The sequence below is a fragment of the Halorubrum vacuolatum genome (genome assembly GCF_900188065.1).
Classification (GTDB): domain Archaea; phylum Halobacteriota; class Halobacteria; order Halobacteriales; family Haloferacaceae; genus Halorubrum; species Halorubrum vacuolatum.
This window is the reverse complement of the sequence record NZ_FZNQ01000004.1, coordinates 187,564-203,602: the sequence shown is the minus strand read 5'-3', so window position 1 is coordinate 203,602 and position 16,039 is coordinate 187,564. Positions and strand designations below refer to the sequence as shown.

The 16,039-nt window shown below is 64.8% G+C and carries 17 protein-coding genes and 1 pseudogene; 8 read left to right on the top strand and 10 right to left on the bottom strand.

All coding sequences use genetic code 11. The annotated features are described in order from the left end of the window. The first annotated feature begins 35 nt into the window (after positions 1–35). Positions 36–422, top strand: coding sequence for a hypothetical protein (locus CHB65_RS06560; protein ID WP_143420354.1), 387 nt, complete (start codon positions 36–38; stop codon positions 420–422). 670 nt (positions 423–1,092) lie between these two features. On the opposite strand, the pseudogene CHB65_RS06555 reads toward CHB65_RS06560, so the two are convergent. From CHB65_RS06555 to CHB65_RS06530, 6 genes and pseudogenes are all read right to left on the bottom strand, one after another. Then, positions 1,093–1,230, bottom strand: a pseudogene (locus CHB65_RS06555) (FAD-dependent oxidoreductase); the annotation flags it as partial. A 98-nt stretch (positions 1,231–1,328) separates the two neighbouring features. Continuing rightward, positions 1,329–2,165: a fumarylacetoacetate hydrolase family protein gene (locus CHB65_RS06550; RefSeq protein WP_089384251.1), complete on the bottom strand. Its 837-nt coding sequence runs from the start codon at positions 2,163–2,165 to the stop codon at positions 1,329–1,331. Then, a complete protein-coding gene (locus CHB65_RS06545) occupies positions 2,165–2,512 on the bottom strand; it encodes a cupin domain-containing protein (protein ID WP_089384250.1) in 348 nt (115 codons plus the stop codon). Before CHB65_RS06545 ends, CHB65_RS06550 begins: the two co-directional genes overlap by 1 nt. 75 nt (positions 2,513–2,587) lie before the next feature. Then, on the bottom strand, positions 2,588–3,382 hold the full coding sequence (locus CHB65_RS06540) for an SDR family oxidoreductase (protein WP_089384249.1): 795 nt from the start codon (positions 3,380–3,382) through the stop codon (positions 2,588–2,590). 84 nt (positions 3,383–3,466) lie between these two features. Next, positions 3,467–3,796, bottom strand: coding sequence for a hypothetical protein (locus tag CHB65_RS06535; RefSeq protein WP_089384248.1), 330 nt, complete (start codon positions 3,794–3,796; stop codon positions 3,467–3,469). Positions 3,797–3,850: 54 nt separating this feature from the next. Then, entirely contained in the window at positions 3,851–5,110 is a 1,260-nt protein-coding gene (locus CHB65_RS06530; RefSeq protein WP_089384247.1) for an MgtC/SapB family protein, read from the bottom strand. A gap of 216 nt (positions 5,111–5,326) precedes the next feature. Here CHB65_RS06530 and CHB65_RS06525 point away from each other — a divergent pair, with 216 nt between their 5' ends. From CHB65_RS06525 to CHB65_RS06505, 5 genes are all read left to right on the top strand, one after another. Continuing rightward, the gene (locus CHB65_RS06525) at positions 5,327–6,115 is read left to right on the top strand and encodes an HAD-IIA family hydrolase (RefSeq protein ID WP_218818919.1); all 789 of its coding nucleotides are present in this window, start codon (positions 5,327–5,329) and stop codon (positions 6,113–6,115) included. Beyond that, positions 6,112–6,840, top strand: a complete 729-nt coding sequence (locus tag CHB65_RS06520) for an HAD family hydrolase (protein ID WP_089384246.1) — start codon at positions 6,112–6,114, stop codon at positions 6,838–6,840. The genes CHB65_RS06525 and CHB65_RS06520 overlap by 4 nt, the downstream gene beginning before the upstream one ends. Before the next feature lie 109 nt (positions 6,841–6,949). Next, on the top strand, positions 6,950–7,978 hold the full coding sequence (gene thyA, locus CHB65_RS06515) for a thymidylate synthase (RefSeq protein WP_089384245.1): 1,029 nt from the start codon (positions 6,950–6,952) through the stop codon (positions 7,976–7,978). Positions 7,979–7,980: 2 nt separating this feature from the next. Further along, positions 7,981–8,535, top strand: a complete 555-nt coding sequence (locus tag CHB65_RS06510) for a dihydrofolate reductase (RefSeq protein ID WP_089384244.1) — start codon at positions 7,981–7,983, stop codon at positions 8,533–8,535. Between the two features lie 52 nt (positions 8,536–8,587). Continuing rightward, positions 8,588–9,388, top strand: a complete 801-nt coding sequence (locus CHB65_RS06505) for an alpha/beta fold hydrolase (RefSeq protein ID WP_089384243.1) — start codon at positions 8,588–8,590, stop codon at positions 9,386–9,388. A 115-nt stretch (positions 9,389–9,503) separates the two neighbouring features. Here CHB65_RS06505 and CHB65_RS06500 read toward each other — a convergent pair whose 3' ends face one another. Beyond that, positions 9,504–10,070 (bottom strand): peptidylprolyl isomerase, encoded by a 567-nt coding sequence (locus CHB65_RS06500; protein ID WP_089384242.1) that lies wholly within the window; start codon positions 10,068–10,070, stop codon positions 9,504–9,506. Positions 10,071–10,197: 127 nt separating this feature from the next. Between CHB65_RS06500 and CHB65_RS06495 the strand changes: the two genes are divergently transcribed. Continuing rightward, the gene (locus CHB65_RS06495; protein ID WP_089384241.1) at positions 10,198–10,650 is read left to right on the top strand and encodes a universal stress protein; all 453 of its coding nucleotides are present in this window, start codon (positions 10,198–10,200) and stop codon (positions 10,648–10,650) included. Positions 10,651–10,707: 57 nt separating this feature from the next. Next, the gene (gene truA / locus CHB65_RS06490) at positions 10,708–11,679 is read left to right on the top strand and encodes a tRNA pseudouridine(38-40) synthase TruA (RefSeq protein WP_089384283.1); all 972 of its coding nucleotides are present in this window, start codon (positions 10,708–10,710) and stop codon (positions 11,677–11,679) included. Positions 11,680–11,691: 12 nt separating this feature from the next. Here truA and CHB65_RS06485 read toward each other — a convergent pair whose 3' ends face one another. From CHB65_RS06485 to CHB65_RS06475, 3 genes are all read right to left on the bottom strand, one after another. Further along, positions 11,692–12,294, bottom strand: a complete 603-nt coding sequence (locus tag CHB65_RS06485) for an Rrf2 family transcriptional regulator (RefSeq protein ID WP_089384240.1) — start codon at positions 12,292–12,294, stop codon at positions 11,692–11,694. Between the two features lie 300 nt (positions 12,295–12,594). Continuing rightward, positions 12,595–14,001 (bottom strand): M28 family metallopeptidase, encoded by a 1,407-nt coding sequence (locus CHB65_RS06480; protein WP_089384239.1) that lies wholly within the window; start codon positions 13,999–14,001, stop codon positions 12,595–12,597. Positions 14,002–14,062: 61 nt separating this feature from the next. Then, positions 14,063–16,012, bottom strand: coding sequence for an ATP-dependent nuclease (locus CHB65_RS06475; RefSeq protein WP_089384238.1), 1,950 nt, complete (start codon positions 16,010–16,012; stop codon positions 14,063–14,065). Positions 16,013–16,039 lie beyond the last annotated feature (27 nt).

Sequence of the window (16,039 nt, the reverse complement as noted above, 5' to 3'; positions counted from 1 at the left end):
ACAAATACTTACCAATATGAAATTACTTTCAGAGCATGAGTTCATCTCAAGGAGAAATTAAGCAGGACAGGAGCGTTACTGACAAAATGAAAATCACAGCTCTTGGGCTTGCGTACCTGTTGGTGGGTGTTGGCTTCTTTGTCAGTCTTGCAACGGATTCAATACAGTTGTTCACCGCAGTTGCTGTTGGGATTCTTGGTTTGATTATCGTCTCGCTGGTTATTATTATCGGGCGCGAAGGGCTGGTAACTGCCGAGAACAAGGTTATTAGTGTGTTCGTTCTGTTAGCGATGGGATTGCTATTTGCTCTCTACGAGTTTACTACTCTCTCATCAGAGATTGTCTTTGGTATCGTCTTCATACTCGGAGTTATTGTCCCTCACTTACTCTTACAGTACACCAACTACGGAACAACAGAGTAATCGATTCTAATACTCCATTCACTTTTCTACCTACCGTCTGTCTCATTCTACATAGTGACTGAAGAATAGGATTTCAACAGGGCCATCTCTGTCTCTCCCGATTCTTAGTTTTCCTTCTCCGATCTCACTTCTTTGCTGATCCTGTCTCTGATTCTCTTTTCACTCTGTCTCACAATCAATTCTAAACAGCCTGTAGCTCTGTCTCTCTGTCTTTGTCTCTCTATACGCTCAATTACTCATACAGTCACCCTGTATCTTCTATACTCTAATAAAGTAGCAGTATTGAGGATAGGATCCGATATATGACTCATACCCCTTGTGAGATAGAAAAAGCAGAGAGCTTCATAATATGCAGATAATCTACTCTCAAATCGAATTGATTGATTGAACCCCTTTGCTTCGGGTGCAACCCCCTTTCTGATTTTGACTCAGGATTGTGGGGGACTATCACCCAAATAGACTTTTCACAAACAACACAAAGCCTGTAATTTGTCTTTGTATCATATTGAGTATGGTTCTGTATGCTATTGCAGGCTATTTTTAGAGAATTTAAGCAGTAAATTAAGCTAAATCCCTATGCCTTCTAGCGATTTTAGGGTATAGTCCTACAACCCCGGATAACAATCCATATGCTGAATTGTGGTCTACTTATGCAACGTTAACTACTGCTAATATGGGCTTTGTGCATCCACGTCCCGTCCGCATCGAAGACGACGGTGTCGAGGCCGTTCTTCCGTGCGAAAAGCGCCGCGCTCAATCCGGCCGGTCCGCCCCCAACGACGATCACGTCGGTATCGGTTTCGGTCATCGTTCATCCGTTCGCTCGCAAGCCGTATATATACGGATGGGACATGGGTGTTACCGGTCGTGTTGGTGTCCCTCCCGCATCGATAACGGTGGCGGCGCTCAGTCGGTCCTGACGACGTCCGCTGTCAGCGTCCCGATGCCGTCGACCTCGGCTCGGACCCTGTCGCCGTCCTCGATGACGCCGGCACCTGGGGTCCCCGTCGAGATCACGTCACCGGGTTCGAGCGTCATCACGGACGAGTGGAACGCGACGAGTTCGGGCGGCGAAAACAGCATGTGCTCCAGCGTGTTCTCGGCGATGACCTCGTCGTTCACCACGGTTCTGACGGTCACGTCATCGAGCCGCGCGGGATCCGCTGGACACGAGACCCACGGACCGACGACGAGGAAGCTGTCGTAGCTCTTCGCGCGGGTGAGAAATCGGGGATTACGCTGGAGGACGTCCTCGGCGGTCATATCGATTATCGGGACGAAGCCAGCGACGACGTCGGCGAAGTCCGCCTCCGTGACGTCCTTGCAGGTCCGGCCGATCACGACGCCCAACTCGGCCTCCGCGGTCACCCGGGCGGACTCCTCCACCGGGGGCAGCCGGATCGGCCCGCCCGGCGCGGTCAGCGTCGTATGCGGCTTCATAAAGCTCGCCGGCTCCTCGGGACGCTCCTCGTCGAGGTCGCCGGCGTGGTCGGCGTAGTTGAGCCCGATCCCCCACAGCTTGCCCGGGTCGAACGGCGTCTCGAACCGGAGGTGCTCGGCCGGCGTCCGCGACGCCGGCAACTCCTCGACCGGGGGGAGTCCGTGGCCGCCCTCGACGAGCGCGCCGAGCGCGTCGTTCGTCCCCCGGTAGCCGGTCGCCGACAGCGGAGCAAATCCGCCCTCGTCGCCGACGAGCGGCCGTCCCTCGACGGTCCGCGCCAGCCGGTGTGTCTCCCCGGACATCACTCCTCGCGGTCGGTCCAGAAGTCGAACCCGCGGCCCGGCGCGAAGACGTCGAGGCCGACGGCGCGCTCGTCGGTCGCGTTCTCGACGCGGTGGGCCTCCCAGCTCTCCAGATGGACCGAGTCGTACTCGCCGAGCACGACGGTCTCCTCCTCGGTGTGCACGGTCAACTCGCCCTCAAGACAGACACAGACCTGCTCGTTCTCGTGGTCGTGCATCGGCGAGGAGTGGCCGGCGGGCTTCTCGAACCATTCGAAGGTGAACTTCTCGCTGCCGGCGAGGGCGGCGCGGCCCCATCCCTCCTCGGGTTCGTACGTCTCGGCGTCGTCGAACGGAACGTGCTCCATGCGCGACGGATCCGCGGGCCGATAAAAAGGGGTTGGGATACCGGCGGTTCACCGCGGTGGATCGATCGGACCCAGCTACAGGTTCGCGTTGCCGGCGCCGCCATCGATGACGATCGACTGGCCGGTGATGAAGCCGGATTTCGGCGAGGAGAGGAACGCGACGGTGTTTCCGAGTTCGATCGGGTCGCCGACGCGGTCGAGCGGGTTGTTCGCCCAATCGGCGATCCCCTCCTCGTAGGAGTCGTACTTGCCCTGATCGATCGCCTGCTCGACGAGTTCCGTGATACGGCTCGTCTCGTGGGGGCCGGGGAGGACGGCGTTCGCGCGGACGTCGGGGGCGAGTTCCTTCGAGAGCGTCTTCTCCAGTCCGATGACGCTCATCCGAACCGCGTTCGAGAGCACGAGGCCGTCGATCGCCTCCTTCACCGACCGCGAGGTGATGTTGACGATGGTGCCGCCGTCGCCCGCCGCCAACGGCTCCGCACAGCGGCGGGTGAGCCGCACGACGCTCATCACGAGCAGGTCGTAGGCGTGCTCCCAGTCGTCGTCATCGGTGTCGAGGAACGCGCCCGAGGGTGGTCCCCCGGCGGAGGTGACGAGATGGTCGAGCCGCCCGAACTCGTCCAACGTCGTCTCGACGAGTTCGTCGATGTCGTCCTCGTCGGTGAGGTCGCCTTGGACGGCGACGACACGGGCGTCGCCCGCGGCCTCCGCTTCGAGGTCGGCTTTCGCGTCGGCGAGGCGATCCGCGTCGCGTCCGTTGATAACGACGTGTACTCCCTCGCGAACGAGCGCCTGTGCGGCGGCAAATCCGAGGCCACCGCTCGATGCGGTCGTCAGTGCTACGTTTCCGTCGATCTCGAGATCCATACGCGGGGACACTCCCGACGATGGCTTAACCGTTGGTGCCCCGGCGCGCGACGCCGTCGCCGGTGGGATTTTAAACAGGGTCGTTCAGGGTCGTCCTGGCATTGAACCGCCACCACAGAGCGGACAGCGACAGCGCGAGGCGTGGACCGCACGGATGTCTTCGGCCGTCCGACTGCTCTCGTCTTCGGCAGTGTCGTCGTTGTCGACCTCGTTCCCATCGTGCTTGACGCCGCCGACCTCGCGCCCACCATCCACGTTGCCGTCGCTTTCCCCACCATCCTCTTCATTCTCGGGTTGTCCGTCATCCCCGCGTTTCGCTTCGTCGTTCCGATCCGTGAGGCGTCCGGAAAGCGTCGCCGTGGCTCCGATAGCGGCGATCGCTCCTATACGGGAGAGTGCGTCACGCCGTCTCATACTCTGTCCTTAGGTCGTCTGTATAAAAACTCGGTGGCGTCGTCGCGCCGCCGTTCAGCCGAGCGTCATGTAGAGCACTCCAACCCCGATACCGACGCCGATCAGCACGGCGTTGTAGATCAGCACGGGCTTCACCAGCTCCCGCTCGACCGTCGCCGCGAAGAACACCTTCACGAGGATCGAGGCGGTCGTCCCGGCGATCACGCCCCAGACGGCGGTTTCGGGCGATATCTGTCCCGTCGCCACGAGCGTGACCGCGGTCGTCGCGGCCGTCCCCGAGGAGACGAGCCCCGCGAGGAACGTGGTCGCAATGAACCCCCCATCGCCGAGCGTCGCTTGGGCGGCCGCCGACGCCAGGAGGACGACGAGGAACAGCCCCCCGAACGTGAGCGCGTTCCGGAGGCTGAACGGCGAGGTGAGCTCGGCTTCGAGCGACGCGGACCAGTCGCTCGCGTACAACGAGAGGAGGATACCGGTAATAGCGATCGCGCCGAGCGGAAGCCCGACCGTGAGCACCTCGGACGGGATAAACGCCGCGACGACGACGGCGTTGCGGACGGCCATCGCGGCGTTCGCGAGGAGGATCGCCCCCACCGCAAGCCCCATCAGGGAGCGATCGGTGCTCGCACGCTTCGCCATCTCGGCGATCACCGCCGTCGAGTTGACGAGCCCGCCGAAGAAGGCGGTGAAGGCGATCCCACGGCCCTCATACCGCTTGACGAGGACGTAGTTGACGAAGCCGATGGCGCTGATGGCGATGACGAGCAGCCAGATGACGCGGGGCTGGATCGCGTTCCACGGCCCCATCGTCTCGTTGGGAAGGATCGGAAAGACGACGAACGCGAGGATGGCGAACTCCGTCGCGGACCGAACCTCCTCCCGTGAGAGCCCCCACGCGAACTCGTGGAGCTCGCGTTTCAACACGAGCAACAGCGAGGAGAGGACGGCGACCGTCACCGCCTCGATGAACAGGCCGGCACCGACGAGCGCGCCGATCCCGTAGGCGACGAGCATCGAGACGGAGGTCGTGAGCGCGAGGCCGTCGTAGGCCTCCAGAATGAAACTCCGCGTCGCGAGCAACACGGCGTGGACGATGACGAGCACGCCGCCGACCACCAGCAATCCATCGTGGTCGAGGAGGACGAAGACGGTACCGAGCAGGCAGATCAGTGCAAACGTCCGGATCCCGGCGGTCTTCTGTGACCACTCACGCTCCAACCCGAGGAACATCCCGAGCAGGGTTGCGAGGACGAGTTTGACCACCGGGGAATCCAGCTCCGCGATCAGGTACCCCTCCAACCCGACGCCCGTCATCGCCGTGGCTCGCCACGTGAAATGCGGGACGTGACGCCCGGACGGTCGTCGGATCGGTTCATGTCGGGGGAAGTGCCGACCCGGTGATAAGGGTTGCTGTCGACACTGTTTGTCACAATAATCTATATACTACTCTATATTACTATATTTTTAAGCGCGGCCGGCGAAACGCTCCAGAGGCCGGGAGTTAAGTCCTCGGCTCCCGGCCATGGATCCGTGACGCGGATCCGTGGCGCGCTGATCGACCTCGACGGAACCGTCTACCGGGGCGGGGACCTGCTGCCGGGCTCGCTCGATGGCCTTGGGGCCCTCGAAGAGGCCGACGTCGACGTCGTCTTCCTCTCGAACAACGCGACGAAGCGACCGACCGACTATCGGCGGGTCCTTGCGGGGATGGGCATCGACGTCCCGCTGTCGTCGATCTGCAACTCCGCGGCCATCGCCGCCGACTTCCTCGCCGAGCAGCATCCCGACGCCGGCGTGTACGTGATCGGCGAGCCGGCACTGAAAGCCGAACTGCGCGACGCCGACCTCGATGTCGCGACCGATCCGGCGGCAACCGACGTCGTCCTCGCGTCGATGCACCTCGGGTTCGACTATGCCGTCTTCCAGGACGTCCTGAACGCCGATCGGCTCCGGGAGCCGCCGATCTACGCGACCAACCCGGACCGGACCTGCCCCGTCGAGAACGGCGAGGTGCCCGACTGCGGGCCCGTGATCGGCGCGATCGAGGGACTGCTCGGGCGGACGATCGACCGCGTGCTCGGCAAGCCCTCCCGGGTGACGATCGACGTCGCGCTCGGACGACTCGGTTTCCAAGCCGACGAGTGCGTCATGATCGGCGACCGGCTCGACACCGACATCCTGATGGGCGAACGGGCGGGGATGCACACCGCGCTCGTGCTCACCGGCGTGACCGATCGGGACGACCTTGCCGACGCCGACGTCGAACCGGACCACATCCTCGATTCGCTCGGCGACATCGGAGGGGTGCTGGAGCCATGATCCCGCCCGTACTGTTCGACATGGACGGGGTGTTGTTGGTCGGGCCGACGACCCATCCCGGGGTGTATCGAGCCGCCACACACGACGCGCTCTCGGATGTCGGAATCGACGACCCATCGCCGTCTACCGCCGACGTTCTCGAAGCGCTCCGGTACGACCCCGCGATGGCGGACGCGTGTGACTCCCTCGGGATCGACATCGACGCGTGGTGGGCGGCCCGCGAGCGACACGCCTCGCGGCGGGCGAACGCCCGGGTCCGCTCCGGGGACCGTGCCGTGTTTTCGGATGCGGGGGCCGTCCTTGCGGGGCTACGCTCGGAGCATCGTCTCGGGCTCGTGAGCAACAATCGCGAAGCGACGGTTCGATTCGTCGCCGACTACTGTTTCCCCGACACCTTCGACGTCGTCGTCGGCCGTCATCCGACGATCGACGACTACGAGCGTCGGAAACCCGATCCGACGTTTATAAACCGCGCGCTGGATCAGCTTGGTTGCACCCGCGATGGCGACCCGGGTGACGGGGATGGATCCGCCGGGGACGCTGCCGGTATCTACGTCGGCGACCGCGGGAGCGACGTGGTCGCGGCCCGCCGTGCGGGGCTCGAACCGATCCTGATCGAACGACCGTACACGACGCTCGATCCGGCCGACGTGGACGCGACGCCGGCGGCGTGGATCGACTCGCTCGCCTCGTTGCCGTCGGCGGTTGCTGAAATATCTCAGTGATCGTCGAGGCCATCGGTCCCGAGCTCCAGCGAGGTAGAAAGCTTTTCGTGCGTCTCTCACCCCTCTTTCGATAGACTCCAACGCCCGTCCCCGCGGGCGCACCCCACCCATGAAACAGTACCTCGATCTCGTCGACGACACGCTCTCGACGGGGACGTATAAGCCGAACCGAACCGGCGTCGACACCATCGCGGGGTTCAGCGGACACTACACCGTCGACCTCGCGGACGGATTCCCGCTACTCACCACGAAAAAGATGGATGGCTACCGCTGGAACTCGCTCATCCACGAGGTGATCTGGTATCTCTCCGGCGAAGAGCACATCCGAACCCTCCGCGAGGAGACGAAGATCTGGGACGCATGGGCCGACGCGGAGGGTCGTCTCGATACCGCCTACGGCCGATTCTGGCGACGATATCCGATCCCCGAAGAGGAGGCCGCGCTGCCGGGCGAGACGTGGCCCGAGGACGCCCACCGCTGGGTGACCGTCGAGGAGGATGCCGACGGGACGACTCGCCGGACGTTCGATCAGATCGCCTACGTGATCGACCAACTGCGTGAGAACCCCCACACCCGCCGGATGGTCGTGAACGCGTGGCACCCCGCGAACGCCGCCGTCTCGACGCTGCCGCCGTGTCACTACACGTTCGTCGTGAACGTCCAGGGCGGCCGGCTCAACCTCCATCTGACCCAACGGTCCGGCGATATCGCGCTCGGCATTCCCTTCAACGTCGCCGCCTACGCGCTGCTCGCGAACGTGCTCGCACAACGGACGGGCTTCGAGGTCGGCGAGTTCGGCCACACCATCGTCGACGCGCACGTCTACTGCGGCACCGGCGACCGCGGCGCGTGGTACGAGGACAACCTCTCGACGCTTCAGGATCGGCTGGCCGCCGTCGAGGAACGGGCCGACTACCTCGCGGCTCGCGAATGGCTCGAATCGACAACTCCTCCGGAAGCCGACGGCGAGGAGGGCTACGACCATGTGCCCGGCCTGCTCGAACAGCTCTCGCGGGAGCCCCGCAATCGGCCACGGATCGAGATCGCTGATGTCCCGCTCGATGAGCTAACGTACGACGACATCGAACTCGTCGAGTACGACTGTGCCGACGGCCTCCGGTTCGCGGTCGCGGAGTGAGCATGTCGGGACGGCATCGATCCAGCGACCTCGAGTTCGTCCTCGTCGCGGCGGTCGCCGAGAACGGGATCATCGGCGCGGACGAGGACATGCCATGGCATTACCCGGCAGATCTGAAGCGATTTAAACGGCTGACGACCGGCCACCCCGTGATCGTCGGGCGGACGACCTACGAGAGCATCGTCTCGTGGGTCGGCGGTCCGCTTCCCGACCGCGTCAACGTCGTCTTGAGCACACGGGATCTCGATCTGCCCGAGGGCGCGACCCTCGCGAACGACCTCGATGAGGCGATCGACGTGGCTCGTGAGGCGGCGGCCGACCTCGACGTCGACACTGTCCACGTAATCGGCGGCGCGGCCGTCTACGAGGCGTTTCTCGACCGCGCGGACCGAATGGAGATCACGGAGATCCCCGAGTCCCCCGAGGGGGATACTCGGTTTCCGGAATGGGATCCAGCCGTCTGGCAGGAAGTCGATCGAAAACCCGAGGATGAGCTTGCGTTCGTTACCTACGAGCGGACGGCTGGAGGATCGCAGTCGTTGGATGGAAACGAGTGAGCGTCGACAGCTGACCCCAACCGATATGTCGGTTCGGATATCCTATTTCTGCATGCCTACGACGACGGTCAACGACGTTGATCTGTACTACGAACGCACCGGCGACGGCCAGCCCATCGTCTTCCTCCACGGGGTGATGATGGGTTCGCGTTTCTTCCTCGAACAGCGGACCCTCCCGGAGGAGTATGAATCGATCACCCTCGATTTCCGGGGTCACGGGCGTTCGGCGAAGTCGGAGACGGGTCACACGCTCCCGACGTATGCTGCGGACCTCGAGGCGTTCCTCGACGATCAGGAGCTTGAACACGTCGTCCTCGTCGGCTGGTCGATGGGGGCGCTCGTCGGCTGGGAGTACGTCGATCGGTTCGGGACGGATCGCCTCGATGGGTTCGTGGTCGTCGACCAGCAGCCCGCCGACCTCCAGCAGGAGGGCTACGAGCACGGGGTCTTCGACCTCGCCGAGTTGATCGACCTGATGGAACTCGCACAGACCGACCACCACGCGCTGGCACACGCATTCATCGACGGGATGATCCACGGTGACCCCGAGCCGGACCACGAGCGGCTCATGTTCGATGAGATCGCTCGCGTCCCGCCCGCGATCAAAAGCGCCATCCTCTTCGACCAGTCGGTACGGGACTACCGCGACGTCCTCGATTCGGTCGACGTCCCGACGCTGATCTGTGTGGGCGAGGACGACGCGCTCGTCGACCCGGCGGGCGTCGTGTCCATCGCCGACTCCACGCCGCACGCGACGATCGAGCGGTTTTCCGACAGCAGCCACTGTCCGTTCCTTGAGGAACCCGACGCGTTCACCGACGCGCTCCTCAGGTTCGCGGACGGCTGTCAGTGAGGGTCATCGCTCGCGCTCGTGGACGGGTCCTCGTACGAACCGGACGAATAACCGATTGAACCGATTGAACCGGTTGAACCGGTTGAACCGATTGAACCGATACGTCCCCAGCGGCTTACTCCTCGACGGCGACGCGCTCGATCTCGACGGTGTCACGCGGGGCGTCACGTCTGTCGGTCGGCACGCTGCCGATCTCCTCGACGACGTCCATCCCATCGATCACGTGCCCGAAGACGGCGTGTTTCCCGTCGAGGTGGGGCGTCGCCGCGAGCGTGATGAAAAACTGCGAGCCGTTCGTGTTCGGGCCGGCGTTCGCCATCGAGAGGATCCCGGGGCCGTCGTGGGTCAGCTCCTCGTGGAACTCGTCGTCGAACTGGTAGCCGGGGCCCCCGCGTCCGCTCTCCAGCGGATCGCCGCCCTGGATCATGAAGTCGTCGATGACGCGGTGGAAGACGTTGCCCTGATACAGCGAGTCGCCGCGGATCTCGCCCGTCTCGGGGTCCTCCCACGTGTTCGTGTCGGGGGCGGGGTCGTCGTCCGCGGCGGGGTCATGTCGGGCCAGTCCGAGGAAGTTCTCCACCGTTCGCGGCGCACGGTCCGCGAACAGCTCGATCGTGATGTCGCCGTGGTTCGTATGAAGGGTTACCTGCGGGTTCTCCGGGTTCTGCACGGAACGTGGCATACCTCGACTCACGGGAGGCGCCCGGAAAACCTTGCGCATCCGTGTCGGCCACGGGACGATCCGCGGCCGCCATCGAGTCGCCGATGATGGCCGGTACCGTTTTGCCGTCCGCGATTCACTGACCGGCATGTACGACGTTCTTCTCCTGCCGGTCGCTCCCGACGGCGAATCGACCGCCGCGATCCCGCACGCGAGGAGCCTCGCCGAACGATACGACGCCACCGTCCACGTGGTGTGTGCAGTCGACACGCTCGAACGGACCGAGGAGGGACGCCGAAGCGGCTCGTTCGCGGAGCGGGTCGAAAAACGGGCCCGGAAGCGTGTCGAGTCGGTCGTCGAGGCGCTGGAGGTGTCGGACATCGAGGTAACCGGGGGCATCGTTCACGACGGCGCGGTCGACGCCATCGAGAACGCGATCGACGCGACGGACGCCGACCTCGTGGTACTGTCGACGAGCGCCAAGACGGGGCTCCGACGCGTGCTCCTCGGGAGCGTGACGGAGCGGATCGTTCGAATCTCGCCCGTGCCGGTGGTGACGGTCCCGATAGAGGGCCGAACGGTGGATGACCCGGACGCGTGAGCGGGAACTGTGAGCCGTACACCCACCCGCGGGGAGGACCCACCGGATCCGGGGACCATCGCGGACGGACGACGAGCCTACCGCGTCGCCTACGACGGCCGAAGATACGCCGGCTTTCAGCGCCAGCCCCATGCGAGGACCGTCGAGGGAACGCTCCTCGGCGCGCTCGCCGACCTCGGGGTCGTCGATCGGGGTTCGGGACCGACCCACGCGACCCCGGACGGCTACGCCGCCGCCGGCCGGACCGATGCCGGCGTCTCCGCGGTCGCACAGACCGTCGCGTTCGACGCCCCGAACTGGTTGCGTCCGCGCGCGTTCAACAGCCGGCTTCCCGATTCGATCCGAGTCTGGGCCGCCGCTGACGTGCCCAATGACTTCCATGCGACCCACCGGGCGGTCGAGCGCACGTATCGGTACTACCTCGACGCGCCACGGGATGGGGATGGTGGCGACCACCACAACGTGAACGGTGGAGACCACCGCAACGTGGTCGAAGGTGACCACCGCAACGTGGTCGAAGGTGACCACCGCAACGTGGAGGAGACGGAGGTCGTCGACCCGGAACGCCTCCGGGCGGCGCTGTCGCGGCTCGCTGGAACCCACGACTTCCGAAACCTCACGACCGACGAACGCGGCACGGTTCGGACGATCGACGCGAGCGCGACCCGGAAGGGGCGATTTCTCGTGATCGAGGTGACCGCCGACGGCTTCCCGCGCGCGCTCGTCCGTCGTCTCGTCGCTGTGGCACGCCTCGTCGCCACCGGCCGGGCGGATCTCCCGTTTCTCGACCGGGTCCTCGATCCGGATCCACTTCCCGGGCATCTCGGGGTCGGGCCGGCGGAGCCCGAGCCGCTTGTGTTGTGGGACGTCGCCTACGAAGGGGTTCGATTCGAACTCGATGAGCAGGCCGCCGAGGCCGCCCGTGCGGCCTTCCGCGAGCGACGACGTGAAGCGCTCCGTACGGCCGCAGTCTCCGGCGCGATCCGGTCCCGGATCGGTGACGTGATGGCCGACCGCGGCGGGGAGTGATCGAGGGCTCGGTCAGTCGGCGTCGCCGGCGACGACGTCGGCGTCGGCGTAGCTGGTCGTCTCGACGGCGGTGTCGGTTGCTCCCCGTTCGTCGACATCGGCGTCGGCCAGCGCCATCCCGACGATCTCGATCACGAGGACGTTATCGACGGGGTCGACGCCGTCGACGACGCCATCGAGGCGGAGCCCGACCGTCGGCGTCGGTCCGAGCGCGATCCGATCCCCCTCCGAGAGGCCGTCCAGCGCGCCGCGAACGCTCACCTCCGCACGACAGACGTCGGGGTTGTGGACGGCCCCGAAGGTGATCCCCTCGACGTTCACGCCCGGCACCGGACGATCGTTCACCTCGATGGGTACCCGCGCCGGATCCTCCATCCGATCGACGTCGAGCGTCTCGTAGGCCTTCGTCGTCGGTTTGTAGCCGCCCTTCGGGCCGGGAACCCCCTCGACGAGCTGGAGCGCCGTGAGCGACTGCATCCGGTTCCGTACCGTGCCGGGGTTCCGATCGATCGCCGCCGCGATGTCTTTCCCACGGACCACTTCCTCCCCGTCCGAACGGTTCACGAGCGCCGTGAGGATACGTTTCTGACTCGCACTCAGTTCAAGCGTCGACATACGTGATCCGATCGAACCGATTCTCGTGTATAAACGTTTGGTTAAAATGCCTTATATGGTGTAGTAGTGTTCTTTTCTGATTCAAAAGAACAAAAACATCAAGTTATGAGGGGTTTCAGAGAACGTTTGTCGTAAAGGTGGATTCCCGGCGCACGAGCGGTGATCATCCATGCACCACGAGGGACGGGGACGCCTCGGTCCTTCGAAACCGGTCGCGTTCGCCATGCAGTCAGGTATCCGGGTCGGCCCGCTTCATCCATCCCCCTCGGTCAGTTCAGCCTCCACCCCGCGGGCCACGGATCACCCATCCCACCCCGCGGGCCACAGGTCGGCGGCCCGCATCCCGACCTCGAACTCCGCCTCGCGGAAGGACGATATCAGCGACTCCGGATCGAGTCGCGGGACCTCCCGGTCCGGGTCGGCGAGTTCGGCGACGAGAAGCGCCGTGAGCATCGCGTGCTCGCGGACGTTTCGGTCGTCGATCTTGTCGCGGGTGTCCGCGTGCGTGTGTCCCCAGCCACGGCCACGCTCACCCGAGTCGCTGTGGAGCTGGACGGCGGGGACCCCCTGCCGAAGGAACGGCCAATGGTCCGAGAAGGGATGCGGCTCGATCCGCGTCTCGATCGGCTGGCGGATCGCCTCCGCGACCGCGTCCGCGACCCGCTCCATCGCGGATGAGTCGTGTGCGAGCGCGACGAGGTTCCGAAAGCGCCCGGCCCCGTCGACGTTGATCACGGCTTTCACCGTCTCGAGATCGACCGTCTCAGCGAGCCGTTCGGCCCCGAGCAGGCCGATCTCCTCGGCGCCGACCCCGACGACGTCGACGCCGATCGGGAGCTCCGCGTCGGCGAGGATCCCGGCCGCCGTCACCGCAGTCGCGATCCCACAGCCGTTATCCAGCGCGCCCTCCGCGATGTCGTGGCCGTCGATGTGTGCGACGAGAAGGAGTCGTTCGTCGGTATCCGGGCCGATACGGCCGACGACGTTCCGACTCTCGGCGGGTCGGGTGCGCGCCGACACCGAGAGGTCGACCGTCGCGACCGGCCCGGACGTATTGCTCGCGTACTCGCGAAGCCACGCGCCGCTCTCCTTCGAGACGCCGACGGCGACCGCGTCGGCCTCCGCCCCGAACGTAAGCGACCCGGTCGGCGGTAGCTGCCCGTCGAGATGGTTGACGAAGACGAAGCCGACCGCACCCTGCTCGACGGCGTAGCCGAACTTCTCCATCCGGTGGACGAACCGCGAACCCGGTGGCGTGGTGGTCGAGGCGACGGCGATCCGTCCGGCCACATCGACGGCGTCGATCTCCTCCGGCGTGCCGTAGCCGACGTCGACGAGTTCGCCGCTCACGGCGCCCGCCGGCGAGTACGGGAGCGCCACCGTCTCGAACCGCCTGGTCGTCGGCGCCGATCCCGCGTCCGTCTCCCGCGGCACCGTTAGCTCGAGGTCGCTTCCGCCGCGCTCCCACGCCGACAGTTCGAAGGGATCGATTCGCACGTCCCGGACACCTGCCTCCCGCATCGCCGCCGCAACGACCTCGGCCGCCCGACGTTCCCCGTCGCTGCCGGCCATTCGGCTCCCGATCGCGGTGAGGTCGGTGAGCAACCGCCACGGCCGATCGTCGGTCCACGCTCGGCCCAGCGGCGCCGCAAGCGTCGTCGCCCGCGTTCGAATCCGGTCCCGCAACACGTCGGTCTCCGTGCTCATGGATACGGATTCGCGTCACGTCGAATAAACGTCCGGGAGGCGGTGACCCGTGCCCGGGAGGTCACCGACCGAGCAGCGAATCGAGGAACGAACCGCTCCGGCGTGAGGGCCGGCCGATCGACTCGAGTTCGCCGTTGAGGCGTCGGGCGAGCGAGCTGAACGTCTTCCGTGTGTCCATATCGACCACGTCGACGAACTCCTCACGGTTCGCCTGCAGATACCGTGACGGAACGGCCCGGTCGAACGTCCCGCCGGCGACGTCGTGCGCCTCGAAGTACGCCGAGAGGCGTTCGACGATCGGCCCCGTCGATCGAACCGACGCGAGTTCCTCCGCGGTGAGCCGCTCCGGACAGTCCGCCGCGGAGAGCGCAGCGGCATAGGCACGGTTCACCACCGTCAGGTAGAACGATTCCGAAAGCAGGTCCTCTATCGTCGCCGTGCCATCGACGTTCACGAACGATCCGAGCGGCACCGTCTTCGCGTCCACCGGGGGACTCCAGCCGTCGATCGACCGGCCGTCGTGAAGGACCGCGACCTCGCCGTCGCTTGCGTCGAACACGGCTCGGACGGTATCGGTGTTTTCAAGCGACCCGATCGGCAGCGTCGTCCACCGCCTGTCGAGAACGGTCGCGTCCGTTCCCTCGAGCAGCTCGAAGCCGTTGTACAGGTATTCGTACGTGGTTTCATCCTCGACACACAGCAGCTCGGACCGGGCGACGACCGTCTCCATCACGTCCAGTTCGAACACGCTTCGGAGCGGAAACCGCGTGTAGTCGTCGGCCGTCCCCGGGGCTTCGACCACGTGGGTCCCCCCATCCGGATCCTTCACGATCGCCTTCGTTCGATAGGCCCGATCGGTGTCGATCATGAACGGCGAATGCGTGCTGTACATCACCGTTCCCGTGCCGGCGAGTTCCGAATCGAGGAACCGACGGAACTCACGTTTCGCTTTCGGGTGGAGATGAAGCCCGGGTTCATCGAGCAACAGGATCCGGTCGTCGTCGAGATCGCGGGTGGCGAGGAGCGTACAGACCGTCGAGAAGAACCACCGGAATCCACGGGAGCGCCGGTCGAACGGAACCGTGACGCCGTGATCGAGGTTCTCGACGCGGAGCTCGATCACCTCCCCCTCGTCCGCCAGCCGAAGCCTGACGCCGACATCATCCGACTGACTCCAGTAGCGGGCGACGGCCTCGTTGACCTCCCGGGACGCCGACTCCAACTCCGTGAGCACCTCGGACGGGTCGTCCTCCTGCACCGTCTCGCGGTCGAGGTTCGCGACGGTACAGAGCGCCTCGAACGCCCGATCGGACGCGGTGAGGTCCCCCGAATCGACTCGTTCGGCGAACGCGTCGAGATCGATCCGCGCATCCAACGTCGCGTACTCACCCACGTACTGGATCGCCGGAAGCGACTCGGCGAGCAGGTCGGAACCGATCCGGTCGGCCAACTCATCGGCGGTCGACGGGACGGTGCCGATCACCGCTTCGAGTGCCGATTCGTCGATCCCGGCGGTTTCCGGGTCGATCCGTCGAAGCGTGGCCTCGAGTTCGGCGATCGACGCCGCCTCCATCGCCTCGTTGCGCACCGCGTCCGGAAGCTCCCGTTCGGCGAGGAAGTCGTCGATGTAGGCGGCCTCATCGACCGCAAGGTCCCACCGCAGCCGACCGTCGTAGTCCCTGGTCACGGTGACGGTCCCATCCACCGGCCGTGCGTGTCGTTCCTGCAGCCGGTCGCGTTCCTCCTCGTCGATGGCGAACCGCGCGCTCACCACCGGGTCGGGATCGGACTCGTGTCGCCGGCGATATGTCGGCCACCGATGTTTCGGGTACTCGGTAGCCGGATCGAACGTGGCCGATCCGTAGGCGGGCGATAGCCGCTCGATCGCCTCCATGAAGACGGTCTTGCCCGATTCGTTCTTGCCGATCAGACAGGTCAGATCGTCGATCTCGACCCATCCGGTGTCGTCGATGCTTTTGTAGTTTCGAACGCGAACGTGTTGGAGGTCCATTGGTGTCGTATCTGATGAATCGAAGGG

Coding starts and splice junctions, on each gene's coding strand:
- CHB65_RS06560 (WP_143420354.1), top strand. CDS start 36: ATGAGTTCATCTCAAGGAGAAATTAAGCAGGACAGGAGCGTTACTGAC.
- CHB65_RS06550 (WP_089384251.1), bottom strand. CDS start 2,165: ATGTCCGGGGAGACACACCGGCTGGCGCGGACCGTCGAGGGACGGCCG.
- CHB65_RS06545 (WP_089384250.1), bottom strand. CDS start 2,512: ATGGAGCACGTTCCGTTCGACGACGCCGAGACGTACGAACCCGAGGAG.
- CHB65_RS06540 (WP_089384249.1), bottom strand. CDS start 3,382: ATGGATCTCGAGATCGACGGAAACGTAGCACTGACGACCGCATCGAGC.
- CHB65_RS06535 (WP_089384248.1), bottom strand. CDS start 3,796: ATGAGACGGCGTGACGCACTCTCCCGTATAGGAGCGATCGCCGCTATC.
- CHB65_RS06530 (WP_089384247.1), bottom strand. CDS start 5,110: ATGACGGGCGTCGGGTTGGAGGGGTACCTGATCGCGGAGCTGGATTCC.
- CHB65_RS06520 (WP_089384246.1), top strand. CDS start 6,112: ATGATCCCGCCCGTACTGTTCGACATGGACGGGGTGTTGTTGGTCGGG.
- thyA (WP_089384245.1), top strand. CDS start 6,950: ATGAAACAGTACCTCGATCTCGTCGACGACACGCTCTCGACGGGGACG.
- CHB65_RS06510 (WP_089384244.1), top strand. CDS start 7,981: ATGTCGGGACGGCATCGATCCAGCGACCTCGAGTTCGTCCTCGTCGCG.
- CHB65_RS06505 (WP_089384243.1), top strand. CDS start 8,588: ATGCCTACGACGACGGTCAACGACGTTGATCTGTACTACGAACGCACC.
- CHB65_RS06500 (WP_089384242.1), bottom strand. CDS start 10,070: ATGCCACGTTCCGTGCAGAACCCGGAGAACCCGCAGGTAACCCTTCAT.
- CHB65_RS06495 (WP_089384241.1), top strand. CDS start 10,198: ATGTACGACGTTCTTCTCCTGCCGGTCGCTCCCGACGGCGAATCGACC.
- CHB65_RS06485 (WP_089384240.1), bottom strand. CDS start 12,294: ATGTCGACGCTTGAACTGAGTGCGAGTCAGAAACGTATCCTCACGGCG.
- CHB65_RS06480 (WP_089384239.1), bottom strand. CDS start 14,001: ATGAGCACGGAGACCGACGTGTTGCGGGACCGGATTCGAACGCGGGCG.
- CHB65_RS06475 (WP_089384238.1), bottom strand. CDS start 16,012: ATGGACCTCCAACACGTTCGCGTTCGAAACTACAAAAGCATCGACGAC.